The sequence below is a fragment of the Streptomyces sp. NPDC104371 genome (assembly GCF_055583785.1).
Window position 1 is genome coordinate 397,004 of record NZ_JBVJNF010000005.1, and the last position, 14,026, is coordinate 411,029.

General features: G+C 71.7%; 12 protein-coding genes. 7 read left to right on the forward strand and 5 right to left on the reverse strand.

Going from position 1 to position 14,026, the window contains the following annotated elements; translation table 11 throughout:
• Positions 1-642 carry a CBS domain-containing protein gene (locus ACZ60T_RS18805; protein WP_469666881.1) on the reverse strand — a complete coding sequence of 214 codons (642 nt, stop codon included), beginning with the start codon at positions 640-642 and terminating at the stop codon, positions 1-3.
• 326 nt (positions 643-968) lie between these two features.
• Between ACZ60T_RS18805 and ACZ60T_RS18810 the strand changes: the two genes are divergently transcribed.
• On the forward strand, positions 969-2,894 hold the full coding sequence (locus ACZ60T_RS18810) for a multicopper oxidase family protein (protein ID WP_469666883.1): 1,926 nt from the start codon (positions 969-971) through the stop codon (positions 2,892-2,894).
• Between the two features lie 8 nt (positions 2,895-2,902).
• Here ACZ60T_RS18810 and ACZ60T_RS18815 read toward each other — a convergent pair whose 3' ends face one another.
• Entirely contained in the window at positions 2,903-5,152 is a 2,250-nt protein-coding gene (locus ACZ60T_RS18815; RefSeq protein WP_469666884.1) for an MMPL family transporter, read from the reverse strand.
• A 270-nt stretch (positions 5,153-5,422) separates the two neighbouring features.
• Here ACZ60T_RS18815 and ACZ60T_RS18820 point away from each other — a divergent pair, with 270 nt between their 5' ends.
• Entirely contained in the window at positions 5,423-6,640 is a 1,218-nt protein-coding gene (locus ACZ60T_RS18820; RefSeq protein ID WP_469666886.1) for a sensor histidine kinase, read from the forward strand.
• A 4-nt stretch (positions 6,641-6,644) separates the two neighbouring features.
• Here the strand turns inward: ACZ60T_RS18820 and ACZ60T_RS18825 are convergent, their stop codons facing one another.
• Complete coding sequence (locus ACZ60T_RS18825; RefSeq protein WP_469666887.1) at positions 6,645-7,298, reverse strand: response regulator; 654 nt, start codon at positions 7,296-7,298, stop codon at positions 6,645-6,647.
• 77 nt (positions 7,299-7,375) lie between these two features.
• Positions 7,376-8,074 carry a VOC family protein gene (locus ACZ60T_RS18830; protein WP_469666888.1) on the reverse strand — a complete coding sequence of 233 codons (699 nt, stop codon included), beginning with the start codon at positions 8,072-8,074 and terminating at the stop codon, positions 7,376-7,378.
• Between the two features lie 415 nt (positions 8,075-8,489).
• Between ACZ60T_RS18830 and uraD the strand changes: the two genes are divergently transcribed.
• From uraD to ACZ60T_RS18855, 5 genes are all read left to right on the forward strand, one after another.
• The gene (uraD, locus tag ACZ60T_RS18835) at positions 8,490-9,008 is read left to right on the forward strand and encodes a 2-oxo-4-hydroxy-4-carboxy-5-ureidoimidazoline decarboxylase (RefSeq protein ID WP_469666889.1); all 519 of its coding nucleotides are present in this window, start codon (positions 8,490-8,492) and stop codon (positions 9,006-9,008) included.
• A complete protein-coding gene (uraH, locus tag ACZ60T_RS18840) occupies positions 9,005-9,367 on the forward strand; it encodes a hydroxyisourate hydrolase (RefSeq protein ID WP_469666891.1) in 363 nt (120 codons plus the stop codon). Before uraD ends, uraH begins: the two co-directional genes overlap by 4 nt.
• A gap of 7 nt (positions 9,368-9,374) precedes the next feature.
• The gene (gene pucL, locus ACZ60T_RS18845; protein ID WP_469666892.1) at positions 9,375-10,331 is read left to right on the forward strand and encodes a factor-independent urate hydroxylase; all 957 of its coding nucleotides are present in this window, start codon (positions 9,375-9,377) and stop codon (positions 10,329-10,331) included.
• A gap of 58 nt (positions 10,332-10,389) precedes the next feature.
• The gene (locus ACZ60T_RS18850; protein ID WP_469666893.1) at positions 10,390-11,778 is read left to right on the forward strand and encodes an 8-oxoguanine deaminase; all 1,389 of its coding nucleotides are present in this window, start codon (positions 10,390-10,392) and stop codon (positions 11,776-11,778) included.
• Between the two features lie 65 nt (positions 11,779-11,843).
• Complete coding sequence (locus ACZ60T_RS18855) at positions 11,844-13,421, forward strand: nucleobase:cation symporter-2 family protein (RefSeq protein ID WP_469666894.1); 1,578 nt, start codon at positions 11,844-11,846, stop codon at positions 13,419-13,421.
• Here ACZ60T_RS18855 and ACZ60T_RS18860 read toward each other — a convergent pair.
• Positions 13,391-14,026, reverse strand: coding sequence for a hypothetical protein (locus tag ACZ60T_RS18860; protein ID WP_469666896.1), 636 nt, complete (start codon positions 14,024-14,026; stop codon positions 13,391-13,393). The two genes, ACZ60T_RS18855 and ACZ60T_RS18860, sit on opposite strands and share 31 nt — an antisense overlap.

The following is a 14,026-nucleotide window of genomic DNA, read 5'->3' on the forward strand; positions in this document are numbered from 1 at the left end:
CTATGCCGGGGCGGCGCGGAGGTGGGCCTCCACGGCCACGACCCCCTCGACGCCCTGGCACAGGCCCGCGACCACCGCGACCAGCCGCGGTTGCGAGACCTGACCGCGCAGCAGGACGGCACCGTCCTCGACCTCGACGGTGACGGTGCCCTCCGCCAGGCCGAGGATGCGCCCGAGGACGTCCTGCTCGACCTCGTCGCGGATCTCGTCGTCGGAGCGGATGAAGGTGTTCATCAGGTCGCTGCGGCTGACGATGCCGGTGAGGAGCCCGTTGTGGTCAACCACGGGCAGTTGCTTGACATGCCGGGTGCGCAGCTCGCGCGCGGCGCGGGGGATCGTCCAGTCGGCGCGGGCGGTGAAGACGGGGCTGCTCATGAGCGCGCCCGCGGTCTGGGCGCGGGCCTTCCCCCAGGCGTGCTCGTCGTCGCCGTCCTGCCCGAGGGCATCGGGCAGACCGGTCTCATGGCGCAGGACGTCGGAGGCGGACACGACACCGATCGGGGCGCCGTCGTCGTCGATGACGGGCGCCGCGCCGATGTCGTTCGCGTCCAGCAGGGCGGCGACCTCGTGGAACGGGGTGTCGGCGCGGAGGGTGACGACCTCCTCGGTCATCACATCGCCGATCGTGCGGCGGTTCAGCATGGCATCGATCTCCTCCGCTCCACGACGCGGCGCCCACCGACCACCTCCGGCCCCGCGGACTGACCCACGCCCATCTCCCTCCCATGACAACACCGCCCCGCCACTCCGACCAGTGCCGCCTGGCTTGGCAGGGTGGGCCGAACGGCGGGACACGGAGGAGAAGCGGCTGGCCCGCTGGCGTCGTCAGGGCGTCCCCCGGAAGGGGGTCGCTGTCGCGCGTTCCCGTGCGGGCGGTGCCACGATGGCCGGGAATCGGGAGTCCGCAGCGTGGTGCTCCCGTGCTGTGTGTCCCCACCGACCTGGCCGATGTCGACGTGTGGAGAACCATGATCAGTAGGCGGCGAGTGCTCCAGGCGGGTGTCGCGGGCGGAACGTCCCTGGTGCTCGTCTCCGGTAAGGCGGCCCCGCACGACGGCGGGGAGCTCGATCCCGCCGAGATAGAGAAGTACGCCGCCGACCTCCCGATACCCGAGGTCATGCCGCCGGACGGCGCCGACCCGGACACGTACACGATCGCCGCCCGCCAGTTCCGCCAGCAGATACTCCCCCCGGGCAGACCCGCCACCACGGTCTGGGGATACGGATCGCCCGCGCACCCGGAGACGTTCCGGACCCCCTCCTGCACCGTCGAGGCCACCTGGAACCGGCCGGTCCAGGTGCGATGGGTCAACCAACTGGTCGACGGCAAGGGCCGGTTCCTGCCGCCTCTGCTGCCCGTCGACCCCACCCTGCACTGGGCCAACCCGCCGGGCGGAGTCGCGGGGCGGGACGCGCACCCCATGTTCACCGCGACACCCGGGCCGTACCGAGGGCCGGTGCCCATGGTGACCCATCTGCACGGCGGGACGAACGGCGAGACCAGCGACGGGTACGCCGAGGCGTGGTACCTGCCCGACGCGCACGACATCCCCCGCGGCTACGCGCGCATCGGCTCCTTCTACGAGGAGTTCGCGAAGAAGTCGGAGCAGGCGCACGGGGTGCCCTGGGGGCCGGGGAACGCCGTCTACCACTACGACAACCCCGGCCGGGCCACCACGCTCTGGTTCCACGACCACACCCTCGGCCTGACCCGACTGAACGTGTACGCCGGGTTGGCCGGCTTCTATCTGCTGCGCGGCGGGCCCTCCGACATCGAGGACGGCGTCCTGCCCGGACCCGCACCACGCCTCGGCGACCCACCCGACACGCGTTACCACGAGATCCCGATCCTCGTCCAGGACCGCTCGTTCCGCGCCGACGGCAGCCTGTCCTATCCGTCGAGCCGGGCCGACTTCGACGGGTTCAAGGGCCCCTACGCGCCCGGCAGCGACATCGCGCCGATCTGGAACCCGGAGTACTTCGGCAACGCGATGATCGTCAACGGCCGTACCTGGCCGGTGCTCCGCGTGGAACCCCGGCGCTACCGGTTCCGGTTCCTCAACGGCTGCAACGCGCGCTCCCTGATCCTGAAGACCGTCACCGACCCGGCGGCCCACCGCCCCGCACCGGCGGCGTTCGCCTGGTGGCAGCTCGGCAGTGAAGGCGGCTTCCTGCCCGCGCCCGTCCGACGCGAGGACCTGCTCCTCGCACCGGCCGAACGCGCCGACGTCATCGCCGACTTCACGTCCTTCCCGGTCGGCACCGAGCTGTATCTGATCAACGAGGGCCCGGACGCCGTGTACACGGGCGGAACGCCCGGCAAGGACTTCACCGCGGCGGACGCACGGACCACCGGGCAGGTCATGAAGTTCGTGGTCGAGCCCCTCACCGCGCCGGACCCCTCGACACCCCCCGAGCAGCTCACCCTGCCCCACTTCGAGCCACTGGGCGCGGCCCACCTCACCCGTCGGCTCAGCCTCAACGAACTGCCCTCCGCCCGCCTGCCGCACGTGAGCCCCCGCCAGGTGCTGCTCGGCACCGTCGACGCACAGGGCAAGCCGAAGCCGATGGGGTGGCACGACCCCATCACGGAGAACCCCGCGCCAGGGGCGACGGAGATCTGGGAGTTCCACAACTTCACGACCGACGCCCACCCCATCCACATCCACGAGATCCAGTTCCAGGTCGTCGACCGGCAACCCCTCTCGGGAGGCGCCCGCCGACTGCCGCCGGTGTGGGAACGCGGTTACAAGGACACGGTGTTCGCGTATCCGCACGAGATCACCCGCGTCAAGGTCCGCTTCGGCAAGGCCGGTCGCTTCATGTGGCACTGCCACATGCTGGAACACGAGGACAACGAGATGATGCGCCCCTTCCTCGTCGGCTCCGCCTGACCACGGGATCAGCGACGCCCACTGAAGTCCTGTGTGGGAGCGGCGAGTCGAGAGGGGGCCGGGCCCCTCTCGGTCAGCTTCTCTCCCTCGATGTCGACGTTCGGCAGGACGCGGTCCAGCCAGGCGGGCAGAGACCAGGCGCGGCGGCCGAGCAGGGCGAGGGCGGCGGGCACGATGGTCATACGGACGAGGAACGCGTCGAAGGCGACCGCGACCGCCAGACCGAAGCCGAGCGCCTTGATGACCGGTTCGCCGGAGCCGATGAACCCGGCGAACACACAGATCATGATGATCGCCGCGGCGGTGATGACCTTGGCGCTGTGCCGGAATCCCAGGGTGATGGCCTGGCGCGGGTCGGCGCCGTGTACATACGCCTCGCGGATACGGGTGACGAGGAAGACCTGGTAGTCCATGGCGAGGCCGAAGACGATGCCCACGGTGAGGATCGGCATCAGGCTCATGATCGGCCCCGTCTGCTCGATCCCGAACAGGTCCTTCAGCCAGCCCCACTGGAAGACCGCGACCACCGCGCCGAGCGAGGCGAGCACCGACAGCAGGAAGCCGAGGGCGGCCTTCACCGGCACGAGGACCGAGCGGAAGACCAGGGTCAGTACCAGGATCGCGAGACCGACGACGACCAGGAGATAGGGCATCAGGGCGGCGCTGAACTTGTCGGAGACGTCGATGTTCAACGCGGTGGTGCCGGTGACCATGCCCTGGGCGCCGGAGGCGCGCTCGGTCTTTGCGGCAAGCGCGCGGATGTCGCTGACGAGGCCCTTCGTCGCGTCGCTGGAGGGGGCGCTCCTCGGGACGACGGAGATGATGGCGGTGTCGCCGGCCGGGTTGAACACCGCGGGGGCCACCGCGGCCACGTCGCCGAACGTGCCGATCGCCGACCGCATGTCGGTGGCGGCCTTCCGGGCGGTGGCCGCGTCCTGGTCGGTGACGACCACGGTCAGGGGGCCGTTGAAGCCCTCACCGAAGGACGCCGACAGCATGTCGTACGCCTTGCGCTGGGTGGTGGAGGTCGGCTGGGTGCTGTCGTCCGGCAGGCCGAGCTCCAGCTTCGTCGCCGGAAGCGCGATCACGATCAGGGCCGCCGCGGCGGCGAGGAGGACCAGCGCCGGCCGTCGCAGAATCGTCGCGGCCCACCGCTCGCCGAGCGCCGCCTTGCCGTCACGGCCTCCGCGGCCGACGGCCGTGTCCCGCGTACCCGCGGCGGTGTCGGCGGCGGCACGGTCACGGGCGCGTCCCCGGGAGCGTTCCGGGGCGAACCCCAGCAACGCCGGTACGAGGGTGATCGCGACCAGTACGGCGACGGCGACGGCTCCGGCGGCGGCGATGCCCATGGCGGTCAGCACCGGCAGGTTGACGACGGTCAGACCGACGAGGGCGATCATCACGGTCAGACCGGCGAAGACGACGGCCGACCCCGCGGTGCCATTGGCCCGGCCCGCCGCCTCACGCGCGTCGAATCCCGCGGCGCGTTCGGCGCGGTAGCGGGAGACGATGAACAGCGCGTAGTCGATGCCGACGGCGATGCCCAGCATCGTCGCGAGCGCCGAGGTGCTGCTGTTCAGATCGAACACCGAACTCAGCGCGGTGATCGCGGCCACGCTCACGCCGACCCCGATCACGGCCGTCAGCAGCGGCAGACCCGCGGCGACGAGGGAGCCGAGCGTGATGAGCAGGATGACCGCCGCCAGGGCGAAACCGATGGCCTCGGCGGACGACGCCTGCTGCGCCGGGGCCAGCGCGCTTCCGGAGGCCTCCACGGTCAGACCCGTGCCACGGCCCTTGGCCAGCGCCGCGTCGAACCGCTCGTGATCGCGGTCGGTCAGCCCGGTGGGCGCGGTCCGGTAGACGACCTGGGCGTAGACGGTCGTACCGTCCTTGCTCACGGCGCCGCCGGTGAAGGGGTCGCTCACGGACGCGATGTGGGAGGAGGAACCCTTGAGGTCCTTCAACGTCGAGGTCGTCACGGCCCGGTACCGCGAGTCGGTGATCTTCTCGCCGTCCGGGGCGCGCAGCACCACGCGGGCGGTGGCGCCCTCGGCGTTGGCCGCGGGGAACTTCTCACCCAGCAGGTCGTTGGCGCGCTGGGCCTCGGTGCCGGGCAGGGTGAAGGCGGACGTGGCGCCGCCGGAGCTGTTCGCCGCGGCGGCGCCCACGGCGCCGAGGACGATGACCCAGAGGAACAGCACCAGCCGGCGCCGCTGGAACGCGGCCCGGCCGATCCGGTGCAGGAAGGTGGCCATGAGGGTGGGAGGACTCTCTTCTGGTGCGAATCGGGGCGAGCCGGTCAGCGGGGCTTGACCGAAGGCCGGAGGTCACGAAGGCGACGCCGCCGTCGATCCGTGACGGCGCGCCGATCGGCGGCGCGCCACGAGGAGGGGCACCGACCGCCGTCCTCACCATGATTCCGGCGCGCCACCGCCCGCCACGTCAGCCGTACGTACTGGTCGCACGCCGGTCTGTCGGTCATTCGGCCGACACGGACATCGGCTCACGCTCCTACGCTGAGACCCGTGGACTGGCACCTTCCGCTCACCCCGGCCGTCAGAGGGCTCGTCTCTGTCAGACGGCTCCTGACCGTCAGCGCTCTGCTCGCGTTCGCCCTCACCTGGACCGCGGATCTCATCCTGCTCAGCCGGAGCCCCGACCCCTTCGGTTCCCCCACCACCTGGCTGCCCCTGCTCGTCACCGGCCCGCTGACCGTCCTCGCCGCCCTCGACACCCCCTGGTCACCGTCCCTGGACAGGCGCGTCGCCGTCGTCGTGACGCTCTCCCTCGCGCTGACGCTGTGGAGCCTGGCCGAACCACGCGCCCTGCCCTGGTGGGGAGCGCTGGAGACAACCGGGCTGCTGTTCCTCACCATCCGCACCACGGCACACCCCGGCAGGCCCGCCACGGCAGCCGCCTGGACCCTCGCGATCTGCGCGGACACGCTGCTCCTACCGCTGCGCAGCCGCTCGTGGTCGACGTTCGTCGCCGGGGGCTACGCGCTGACCGTCGCGCTGGCCGTCTGCGTCACCATCGGCTGCGCCATCCGGGCCCTCGAGGCCCGCAGGGAGCGCACCGTCCGTGAGGTCCGCCAGGCCGAACGCCTCGCCCTCGCCCGCGATCTGCACGACCTCATCGCCCATCACATGACCGACATCATCGTCCAGGCCAACGCCGCCCTGACCATCCACTCCGCGGCACCCGACAAGGCCGAACCGATCCTGCACAACATCGCCCGGTCCGGCACCGAGACCCTGGAGTCCATGCGGCGCCTGGTACGCGTCCTACGGGAGGACAACCACACCGCGCTGCGCCCCGGCGACCTGCTCACCGAACTCGCCGACCTCGTCTCCGCCCACTCGTCCGGCACCCACGACGAGGGCGCGGCACGACTGGAGGCCACAGCAGCCGCCCGCACCGCCCGTCTCAGCCCCGAAGTGGAGGTCTCCGTGCACCGTCTGGTTCAGGAAGCCCTCACCAATGTCCGCCGCCATGCGCCGGGCACCCGGACCGTGGTCCACCTGGACGCCGAACCGGACTGGCTGCGGGTGACCGTCACCAACACCCCGCCGTCCCGAGCGTCCGCCCTTCCCACCGGTGGCCGTGGCGGCTTCGGCCTGCTGGGTCTGCAAGAACGTGTCGAAGCCCTCGACGGCACCCTGCACGCGGGGCCGCTGCCCGGCGGCGGCTGGCAGGTCCGGGCGACCCTGCCCCGCACCACCCCGCCCGCGCTGATCCCGTAGCGCGTCACCGTCCGGAACGGACGACCCCGTGTTCCCAGGCCCACGCCGCCACCTCGACCCGGTTCCGGGCATCGAGCTTGACCTGGATCCGCCCCAGATAGGTCTTCACCGTCGACAGCGACAGGAACAGCTCGTCGCAGATCTCCTGGTTGGTGCGGCCCACGGCCACCAGGCGCACGATGTCCCGCTCGCGCTCACTCAGCCCCGCGGCGTCTGCCCCTCCCGAGGCCACACCCCGCTCGGTCTCCTCCAGCCGCCGCAACAGCCGCACCGTCACCGCGGGCGACACCAGCGCGTCCCCGCGCGCCGCCGCCTGCACGGCCTCGACCAGCAGCCCCGGTGAGGCGTCCTTCAACAGGAACCCGCAGGCGCCGTTGCGCAGCGCGGTGCGTACGTAGTCGTCCTGGTCGAACGTGGTGATCACCACCACGTTCAGGGGATCGGTGACACCCGGGCCGGCCAACTGCCGCACCACTTCCAGGCCGTCCAGTCGCGGCATACGGATATCGACCAGCACCACCTGTGGACGCAAGCGACGTGCCAGCTCGATGCAGGCCACACCGTCAGCGGCCTCACCGACGACCCGGATGCCCGGTTGCGCCCCCAGGATCAGGCCGAAGCCCGCCCGTACCAGCTCCTGGTCGTCAGCGATCACCACGTCAATCTGCGTACCGGACACCGCCCGTTCCTATCACAGGCCTATGTGACCGCACCGTGTGTGAGTGAGGTGCGCGGTCACCGCCGGGCGGGCGCCGGGCCGGTCCAGCCTGCGGTCCCGACACAGGCCTCGTTGCCTTCGGGGTCGGCCAGCACCCAGTGTCCGGGCGCGTTGGAGTCGTCCACCAGGCGGCCACCGGCGGCGACGGCCTCGGCTATCCGGGCCTCGGCCCGGTCATAGGGCACCCAGACGTCGACGTGGACCCGGTTGCGCTGCGGGCGCGGCGCGTCCATCTGCTGGAAGTAGAACGGCGCCCCGCGACGCTGCGGGTCGATCAGGTCCTCCGGGCTGTTCGCACGGTCGTCATAGCCGAGCAGGGCCCGCCAGAACCGCACCACGGCGGGACCGGACAGGGCGTCGACGGTGACCTGGACGGTCTGCACGGCCGACGGGTCCGCCGGTATCCCGAGCGTGCGCGCCACGGCGGTGATCCGCCGGGCCAGCTCCACGTCCCGCTCGCTCAGCCCGTAGAAGTCACTGGCGAGGGTGATCAGACGGACGGTCACACCGTCGTAGCGCACATCGATGTCGGGGTGGCCGGAGTCGACGCCCGGCAGTTCGCTGATCGCCTGCACCAGCTTCGCGCCGACGGCCAGCGATCCCGTACGGAAGTACGCGCACGCTCCCTCACCGAGGACCCGCCAGTCCTCCAGGCCGACGGTCTCGTGGAACTGCTGCGGCCTGACGCGCTCGATCGTGCCTTCTCCATAGGTCATGCGAGGAACCTAGCGCCCGGCACTGACAATCCACTCGGCACCGGCCACTCGGCGGCACCGACACCCCCTCACGGCCCGGCGATGACGGTCGCCCCCCGACGGACCGCCATCTCCGGGCCGACCCCTCCCGCAGGGCCCGCCGCCCCCGTGCCGGCGGGCCCCGTACGCCGAGAATGTGCCCAGGCACGGGGGGAGTTGAAGCCTTGCCGCCCGTGTTCAGAGGTTCATTTGAGGGTTGCGTAGGCGGGGTACGCGCGCTGCCGTAGGTGGACCGGGCCGGGGCGCACGGGCCCGAGCGGCGGGGCCCTTCGCGGCCCCCCGAATCCTCCGCACGCCGTTGACGCCGCGTGACGAAGGGCGTTAGCTGAGCCGCAGCCCGCTCAGCACGAAGGTCACCCCCGCCCCGGAGGTTCCCGTGACCTCGACGTCCGCGCCCCCGGGCCTGGCCCGGTTCAACGCACTGGAGGAGTCCGCGGCGTTCGCCGTGCTCCACCAGGTGTGCGCCTGCACGGCGTGGGTGCGCGTGCTGCTCGCCGCCCGCCCCTACGCCACCACCGCCGCTCTCCACGCCGCGAGCGACGCCGCCACGGCCGGACTGACCACGGCCGACCTGGCGGAGGCGATGGCCGGGCACCCCCCGATAGGCCGCCCCGCCCCCGGCGATCCGGCCTCGGTCCGCGAGCAGCGCGGCATGTCCGACGCCTCCGCGGACCTCAGGGCGGAGATGCTCGACCTCACCCTGGCCTACCAGGAGAAGTTCGGGCATGTCTTCCTGCTCTGCGCGACCGGCCGGACCGGTGAGCAGATGCGTGACGCGATCGAGGAGCGCATCGGCAACGCGCCGGAGCGGGAGTGGGAGATCGCCCGTACCGAACTGGGCAGGATCAACCGCATCCGACTGGCCCGACTCGTCGAAGAGGACGCCCGAGCATGAGCAGCAGCACCACGGCCTCCGTGTCCACGCACATCCTGGACACCAGCGCCGGCCGTCCCGCCGAGGGCATCGCCGTCCGGCTCGCCGCCCGCAGCGGGCGCGACGCCGACTGGCAGCAGCTCGGCGGCTCCACGACCGGCGCCGACGGGCGGTGCCAGGACCTCCCGGCCCCGCCGGAGGGAACCACCCACGTACGGCTCGACTTCGCCGTGGAACCGTACGCCGAGAAGCACCCGGCCGGTGCGCCCGGAGTGTTCTTCCCGGAGGTCGCGATCACGTTCGCCGTCGCGGCCGGGGAGCACTACCACGTACCGCTGCTGCTCAGTCCGTTCGGCTACTCCGTATACCGAGGGAGCTAGCAGACCCATGGCAGAACACACCCGCCCCGCCCGCCCCGTGATCCTCGGGCAGAACCAGTACGGCAAGGCCGAGACGCGCGTCGTGAAGGTCACGCGGGACGGCGCCACCCACCACCTCAAGGACCTGAACGTCTCGGTGTCGCTCCGCGGCGCCATGGAGGAGGTCCACTACTCCGGCTCCAACGCCCATGTTCTGCCGACCGACACCACCAAGAACACGGTGTACGCGTTCGCCAAGGAGTACGGCATCGAGTCCGCCGAGCAGTTCGGCATCCACCTCGCCCGGCACTTCGTCACCTCGCAGGAGCCCATCCACCGCGCCCGTGTCCGGATCGAGGAGTACGCCTGGGAACGCATCGAGGCCTCCGACGCGGACCCCGGGCCCCTCGGCGCCGACGCGCCCCGGCACTCCTTCGTCCGCAAGGGCCAGGAGACCCGCCTCGCCCAGATCACCTATGACGGCTCGTCCTGGGAGGTCGTCTCCGGGCTCAAGGACCTCGTCGTGATGAACACGACCGACTCCGAGTTCTGGGGCTACGCGAAGGACAAGTACACGACGCTCCCCGAGACGCACGACCGCGTCCTGGCCACGGAGGTCTCCGGTCGCTGGCGGTTCCGGTGGAGCGGCGACGAGCAGCCCGTGCCCCCGTGGGAGAAGTCCTACGAGGAGATCCGCAAGCATCTGCTCCAGGCGTTCGCCGGGACCTACTCCCTGTCGTTGCAGCAGACGCTGTACCAGATGGGCGCGCGTGTCATCGAGCAGCGCGACGAGATCGACGAGGTCCGCCTCTCGCTCCCGAACAAGCATCACTTCCTGGTCGACCTCGAGCCGTTCGGGCTGGAGAACGCCACCGCGGACGGCGCCGTGTACTTCGCCGCCGACCGTCCCTACGGTCTGATCGAGGCCACCGTCCTGCGGGAGGGCTGCGCGGCGCAAATCCCCGTGGACCTCAGCACCCTGTGACGCGTCCGCCGGTGGCCCGGCCCTCTCCGGCCCCCCGCGCAGAGCGAAAGGAGCGCCCATGGCAGCACCCCGGCGCATCGTCATCGAGAACTGCTCGATCGCGACCGTGGACGCCGCGGACACCGAGTACGCCTCGGGACACCTCGTCGTCAACGGCAGCCGTATCGAGGCGGTCGGCGCGGGCCGGGCCCCCGAGGGCCTGGCGAACGTCGTACGCCGCGTCGACGCCTCCGGACATCTGCTGACCCCCGGCCTCGTCAACACCCACCACCACTTCTACCAGTGGCTCACCCGCGGCCTGGCCACGGACCACAACCTCTTCGACTGGCTCGTCGCGCTGTATCCGATCTGGGCGCGCATCGACGAGGAGATGGTGTACGCCGCCGCGCGGGGCTCCCTGGCGATGATGGCCCGCGGCGGTGTCACCACCGCCATGGATCACCACTACATCTACCCGAAGGGCTCCGGCGACCTGTCCGGCGCCGTCGTCCGCGCCGCCCGCGAGACGGGCCTCCGCTTCACCCTCGCCCGCGGCTCCATGGACCGCGGTGCCTCGGACGGCGGACTGCCCCCGGACTTCGCCGTCGAGACCCTTCAGGGCGCGCTGGCCGCCACCGAGGCGACCGTCAAGGAACACCACGACGCCTCCTTCGGCGCCCTGACCCAGGTGGCCGTGGCCCCCTGCTCACCCTTCTCCGTCTCGACCGAACTCCTTCGCACATCAGCGGAGTTGGCGCGGAGCAAGGGCGTACGGCTGCACACCCATGGCTCCGAGACCGTCGAAGAGGAGCGGTTCTGCCGGGAGTTGTTCGGCATGGGCCCCACCGACTACTTCGAGTCCACCGGCTGGCTCGGCGAGGACGTGTGGATGGCGCACTGCGTCCATATGAACGACTCCGACATCGCGGCCTTCGCCCGCACCGGGACGGGCGTCGCCCACTGCCCGTCGTCCAACGCCCGTCTGGCGGCGGGCATCGCCCGCGTACCCGACCTGCTCGCCGCGGGCGTCCCGGTCGGCCTCGGTGTCGACGGCACCGCGTCCAACGAGTCCGGTGAACTCCACACCGAACTGCGCAACGCCGTCCTCATCAACCGCCTGGGCGCCCATCGCGAGGCCGCGCTGACGGCCCGTCAGGCATTACGTCTCGGCACCTACGGTGGCGCCCAAGTCCTGGGCAGGGCACGGGAGATCGGCTCCCTCGAACCGGGCAAGCTCGCCGACCTCGTGCTGTGGAGGCTGGACACGCTGGCCCACGCCTCGATCGCCGACCCGGTGACCGCGCTGGTCCTCGGCGCGGCGGCCCCGGTCACGCTCGCGCTCGTGGGCGGTGAGCCGGTCGTGGAGAACGGCGGGCTGGTGCATGTCGACGAGGCCGCGATCGCCCGCTCCACGCGGACGGAGGCGCAACGCCTCGCGCGGATCACCGCGCAGGGCCCGAGCAGCTGAACACCCCGGCCGGAAGGGCGACATGAGCTTCCGGCCGGGCGTCACCGCCGACCGGAGGAACCACCGTGGCCGCGCACCCCGTTGACGAGACACTGCCCGCCCTCAGAACGGCGACCAGCGGCCTGCAACACGTCGCCGCCATGTACGCGGGAGTCGTCGCCCCGCCCCTGATCGTCGGCGCGGCTATCGGCCTGTCCGCCACCGACCTGACCTTCCTCACCGGCGCCTGCCTGTTCACCGCGGGCCTGGCCACCGTCCTGCAGACCCTCGGCGTCTGGAAGATCGGGGCCCGGCTGCCGTTCGTCAACGGCGTCACCTTCGCCGGGGTCGCCCCCATGACCGCGATCGTCGCCGCCACGAAGGACCGCTCCGACGCCCTGCCGGTCATCTTCGGCGCGGTCATCGTCGCCGGACTCCTCGGCTTCCTGTGCGCTCCCGTCTTCTGCAAGGCCGTCCGCTTCTTCCCACCCGTCGTCACCGGCAGCGTGATCACCCTCATCGGCATCTCGCTGCTGCCCGTCGCCTTCGGCTGGGCGCAGGGCCCCGACCCGGCGGCGCACGACTACGGTTCGGCGGGCAACGTGGGCCTCGCCGGGGGCACCCTCGTCATCGTGCTGCTGCTGCGCCGCTTCACCCGGGGCTTCGCCCAGCAGATCGCCGTCCTGATCGGGTTGGTCGCGGGCACCCTCATCGCGATCCCGTTCGGGGTCACGGACTTCGGCCCGGTGGTCGACGCGCACGTGGTCGGCTTCCCCACGCCGTTCCACTTCGGGGCCCCGCGGTTCCAGTCGGCCGCGATCCTGTCGATGTGCGTGGTGATGGTGGTCAGCATGACCGAGTCCACGGCGGACATGCTCGCGCTCGGCGAGATCGTCGAACGGCCCGCGGACGAGCGGACCATCGCGGCCGGGCTGCGCGCCGACACCCTCGGCTCTGCGATCGCCCCCGTCTTCAACGGCTTCATGTGCAGCGCCTTCGCGCAGAACATCGGCCTGGTCGCCATGACCCGTGTCCGCAGCCGCTACGTCGTCGCCACGGGCGGTGGCTTCCTGGTGCTGATGGGCCTGTGCCCGATGGCCGCCGCCCTCATCGCCGTCGTACCGCGCCCGGTGCTAGGGCGTGTTTCGAAAGTCCCGTCTGCCCCGCGACGCCTGGCACGGCACCTCGCCGCGTTGTCGGGATTGCCCGCGTACATCCAGTACGCGGGCAACCCTCCGCCTTGCGATGCACCGCACCAGACGCCGCGGGGCCCGCCCTCCGGGCGGACGACGCTACTTTCGAAACACGCCCTAGGCGGCGCGGGCGTGGTCCTGTTCGGCTCGGTGGCCGCGAGCGGCATCCAGACCCTGGTCCGCGCGGGTCTGGAGAAGGGCGACAACCTACTGATCGTGGCCGTCTCCCTGGCCGTCGGCATGATCCCGATCGCGGCCCCGGACTTCTATCACGCCTTCCCGGACACCGCGCGGATCGTCCTGGACTCGGGCATCTCGACCGGCTGTGTGACGGCGGTGCTGCTGAACCTGGTCTTCCATCACCTGGGGCCGCGACGGGACACGACCCACGCGATGGAGACGGGGACCGGTGATACGCGCCCCTCGGCGTCGGGGGTCCCTCAGACCCGTCGCGGTGACGCCAGCAGATAGCGCGCCCTCGACCGCGGCTCCGTGTGCTCGCTCACCTGCCAGCCCGCCGCCTCCAGCGTGCCCGCGCAGGCGCGCAGCGCTGTGACGTCCGCGCCGTGCACGGCGACCGCCTCCGGCTGCGGCGTCGTACGCACCCGGTAGCCGTCGCCGTCACCGGTCGCGGGCCGGTGGCCCGCCGCCTCCAGGGCGAGCGCGGCCGCGCGGACGAGATGCTTGCGCTCCCAGCCGCACGGGCGGTCCGTGGCACCGTCCGGGCTGGTCATCCGGCGCAGCTCCAGCAGCCCCTGCCAGGCGCCCCGCACTTCCCGCAGCCGGGCGGGCCCGGTGTCGGCCGTCTCCTCGCCGCCGACCCGCGCGGCGAACACGCCCGAGTCCGCCGCGGCCGGGGCGACCGGAGCGGCCCGTACGGCTTCCTCGGCGGGCGTCTCGCGTATGCGATGCCCGGCGGGAGTCAGGAAGTGGGCGTGCGGCGGACGCGGATGCCGGAAGGCCAGGCCTCGCTTCACCAGCGCGGCGAGCTGGGCCTCGGTCCCTGTCAGCCGTCCGGTCACGGGATCGGCGGCGTCGATGACACGTCGCTGCGCGGCGGTCGGCGGTGGGGTCAT

What these genes read in the sequence shown, in the direction of transcription:
- ACZ60T_RS18805 (WP_469666881.1), bottom strand. Translation starts at nt 642, where the DNA reads ATGCTGAACCGCCGCACGATCGGCGATGTGATGACCGAGGAGGTCGTC.
- ACZ60T_RS18810 (WP_469666883.1), top strand. Translation starts at nt 969, where the DNA reads ATGATCAGTAGGCGGCGAGTGCTCCAGGCGGGTGTCGCGGGCGGAACG.
- ACZ60T_RS18815 (WP_469666884.1), bottom strand. Translation starts at nt 5,152, where the DNA reads ATGGCCACCTTCCTGCACCGGATCGGCCGGGCCGCGTTCCAGCGGCGC.
- ACZ60T_RS18830 (WP_469666888.1), bottom strand. Translation starts at nt 8,074, where the DNA reads ATGACCTATGGAGAAGGCACGATCGAGCGCGTCAGGCCGCAGCAGTTC.
- uraH (WP_469666891.1), top strand. Translation starts at nt 9,005, where the DNA reads ATGAGCAGCAGCACCACGGCCTCCGTGTCCACGCACATCCTGGACACC.
- pucL (WP_469666892.1), top strand. Translation starts at nt 9,375, where the DNA reads ATGGCAGAACACACCCGCCCCGCCCGCCCCGTGATCCTCGGGCAGAAC.
- ACZ60T_RS18850 (WP_469666893.1), top strand. Translation starts at nt 10,390, where the DNA reads ATGGCAGCACCCCGGCGCATCGTCATCGAGAACTGCTCGATCGCGACC.
- ACZ60T_RS18860 (WP_469666896.1), bottom strand. Translation starts at nt 14,026, where the DNA reads ATGACCCCACCGCCGACCGCCGCGCAGCGACGTGTCATCGACGCCGCC.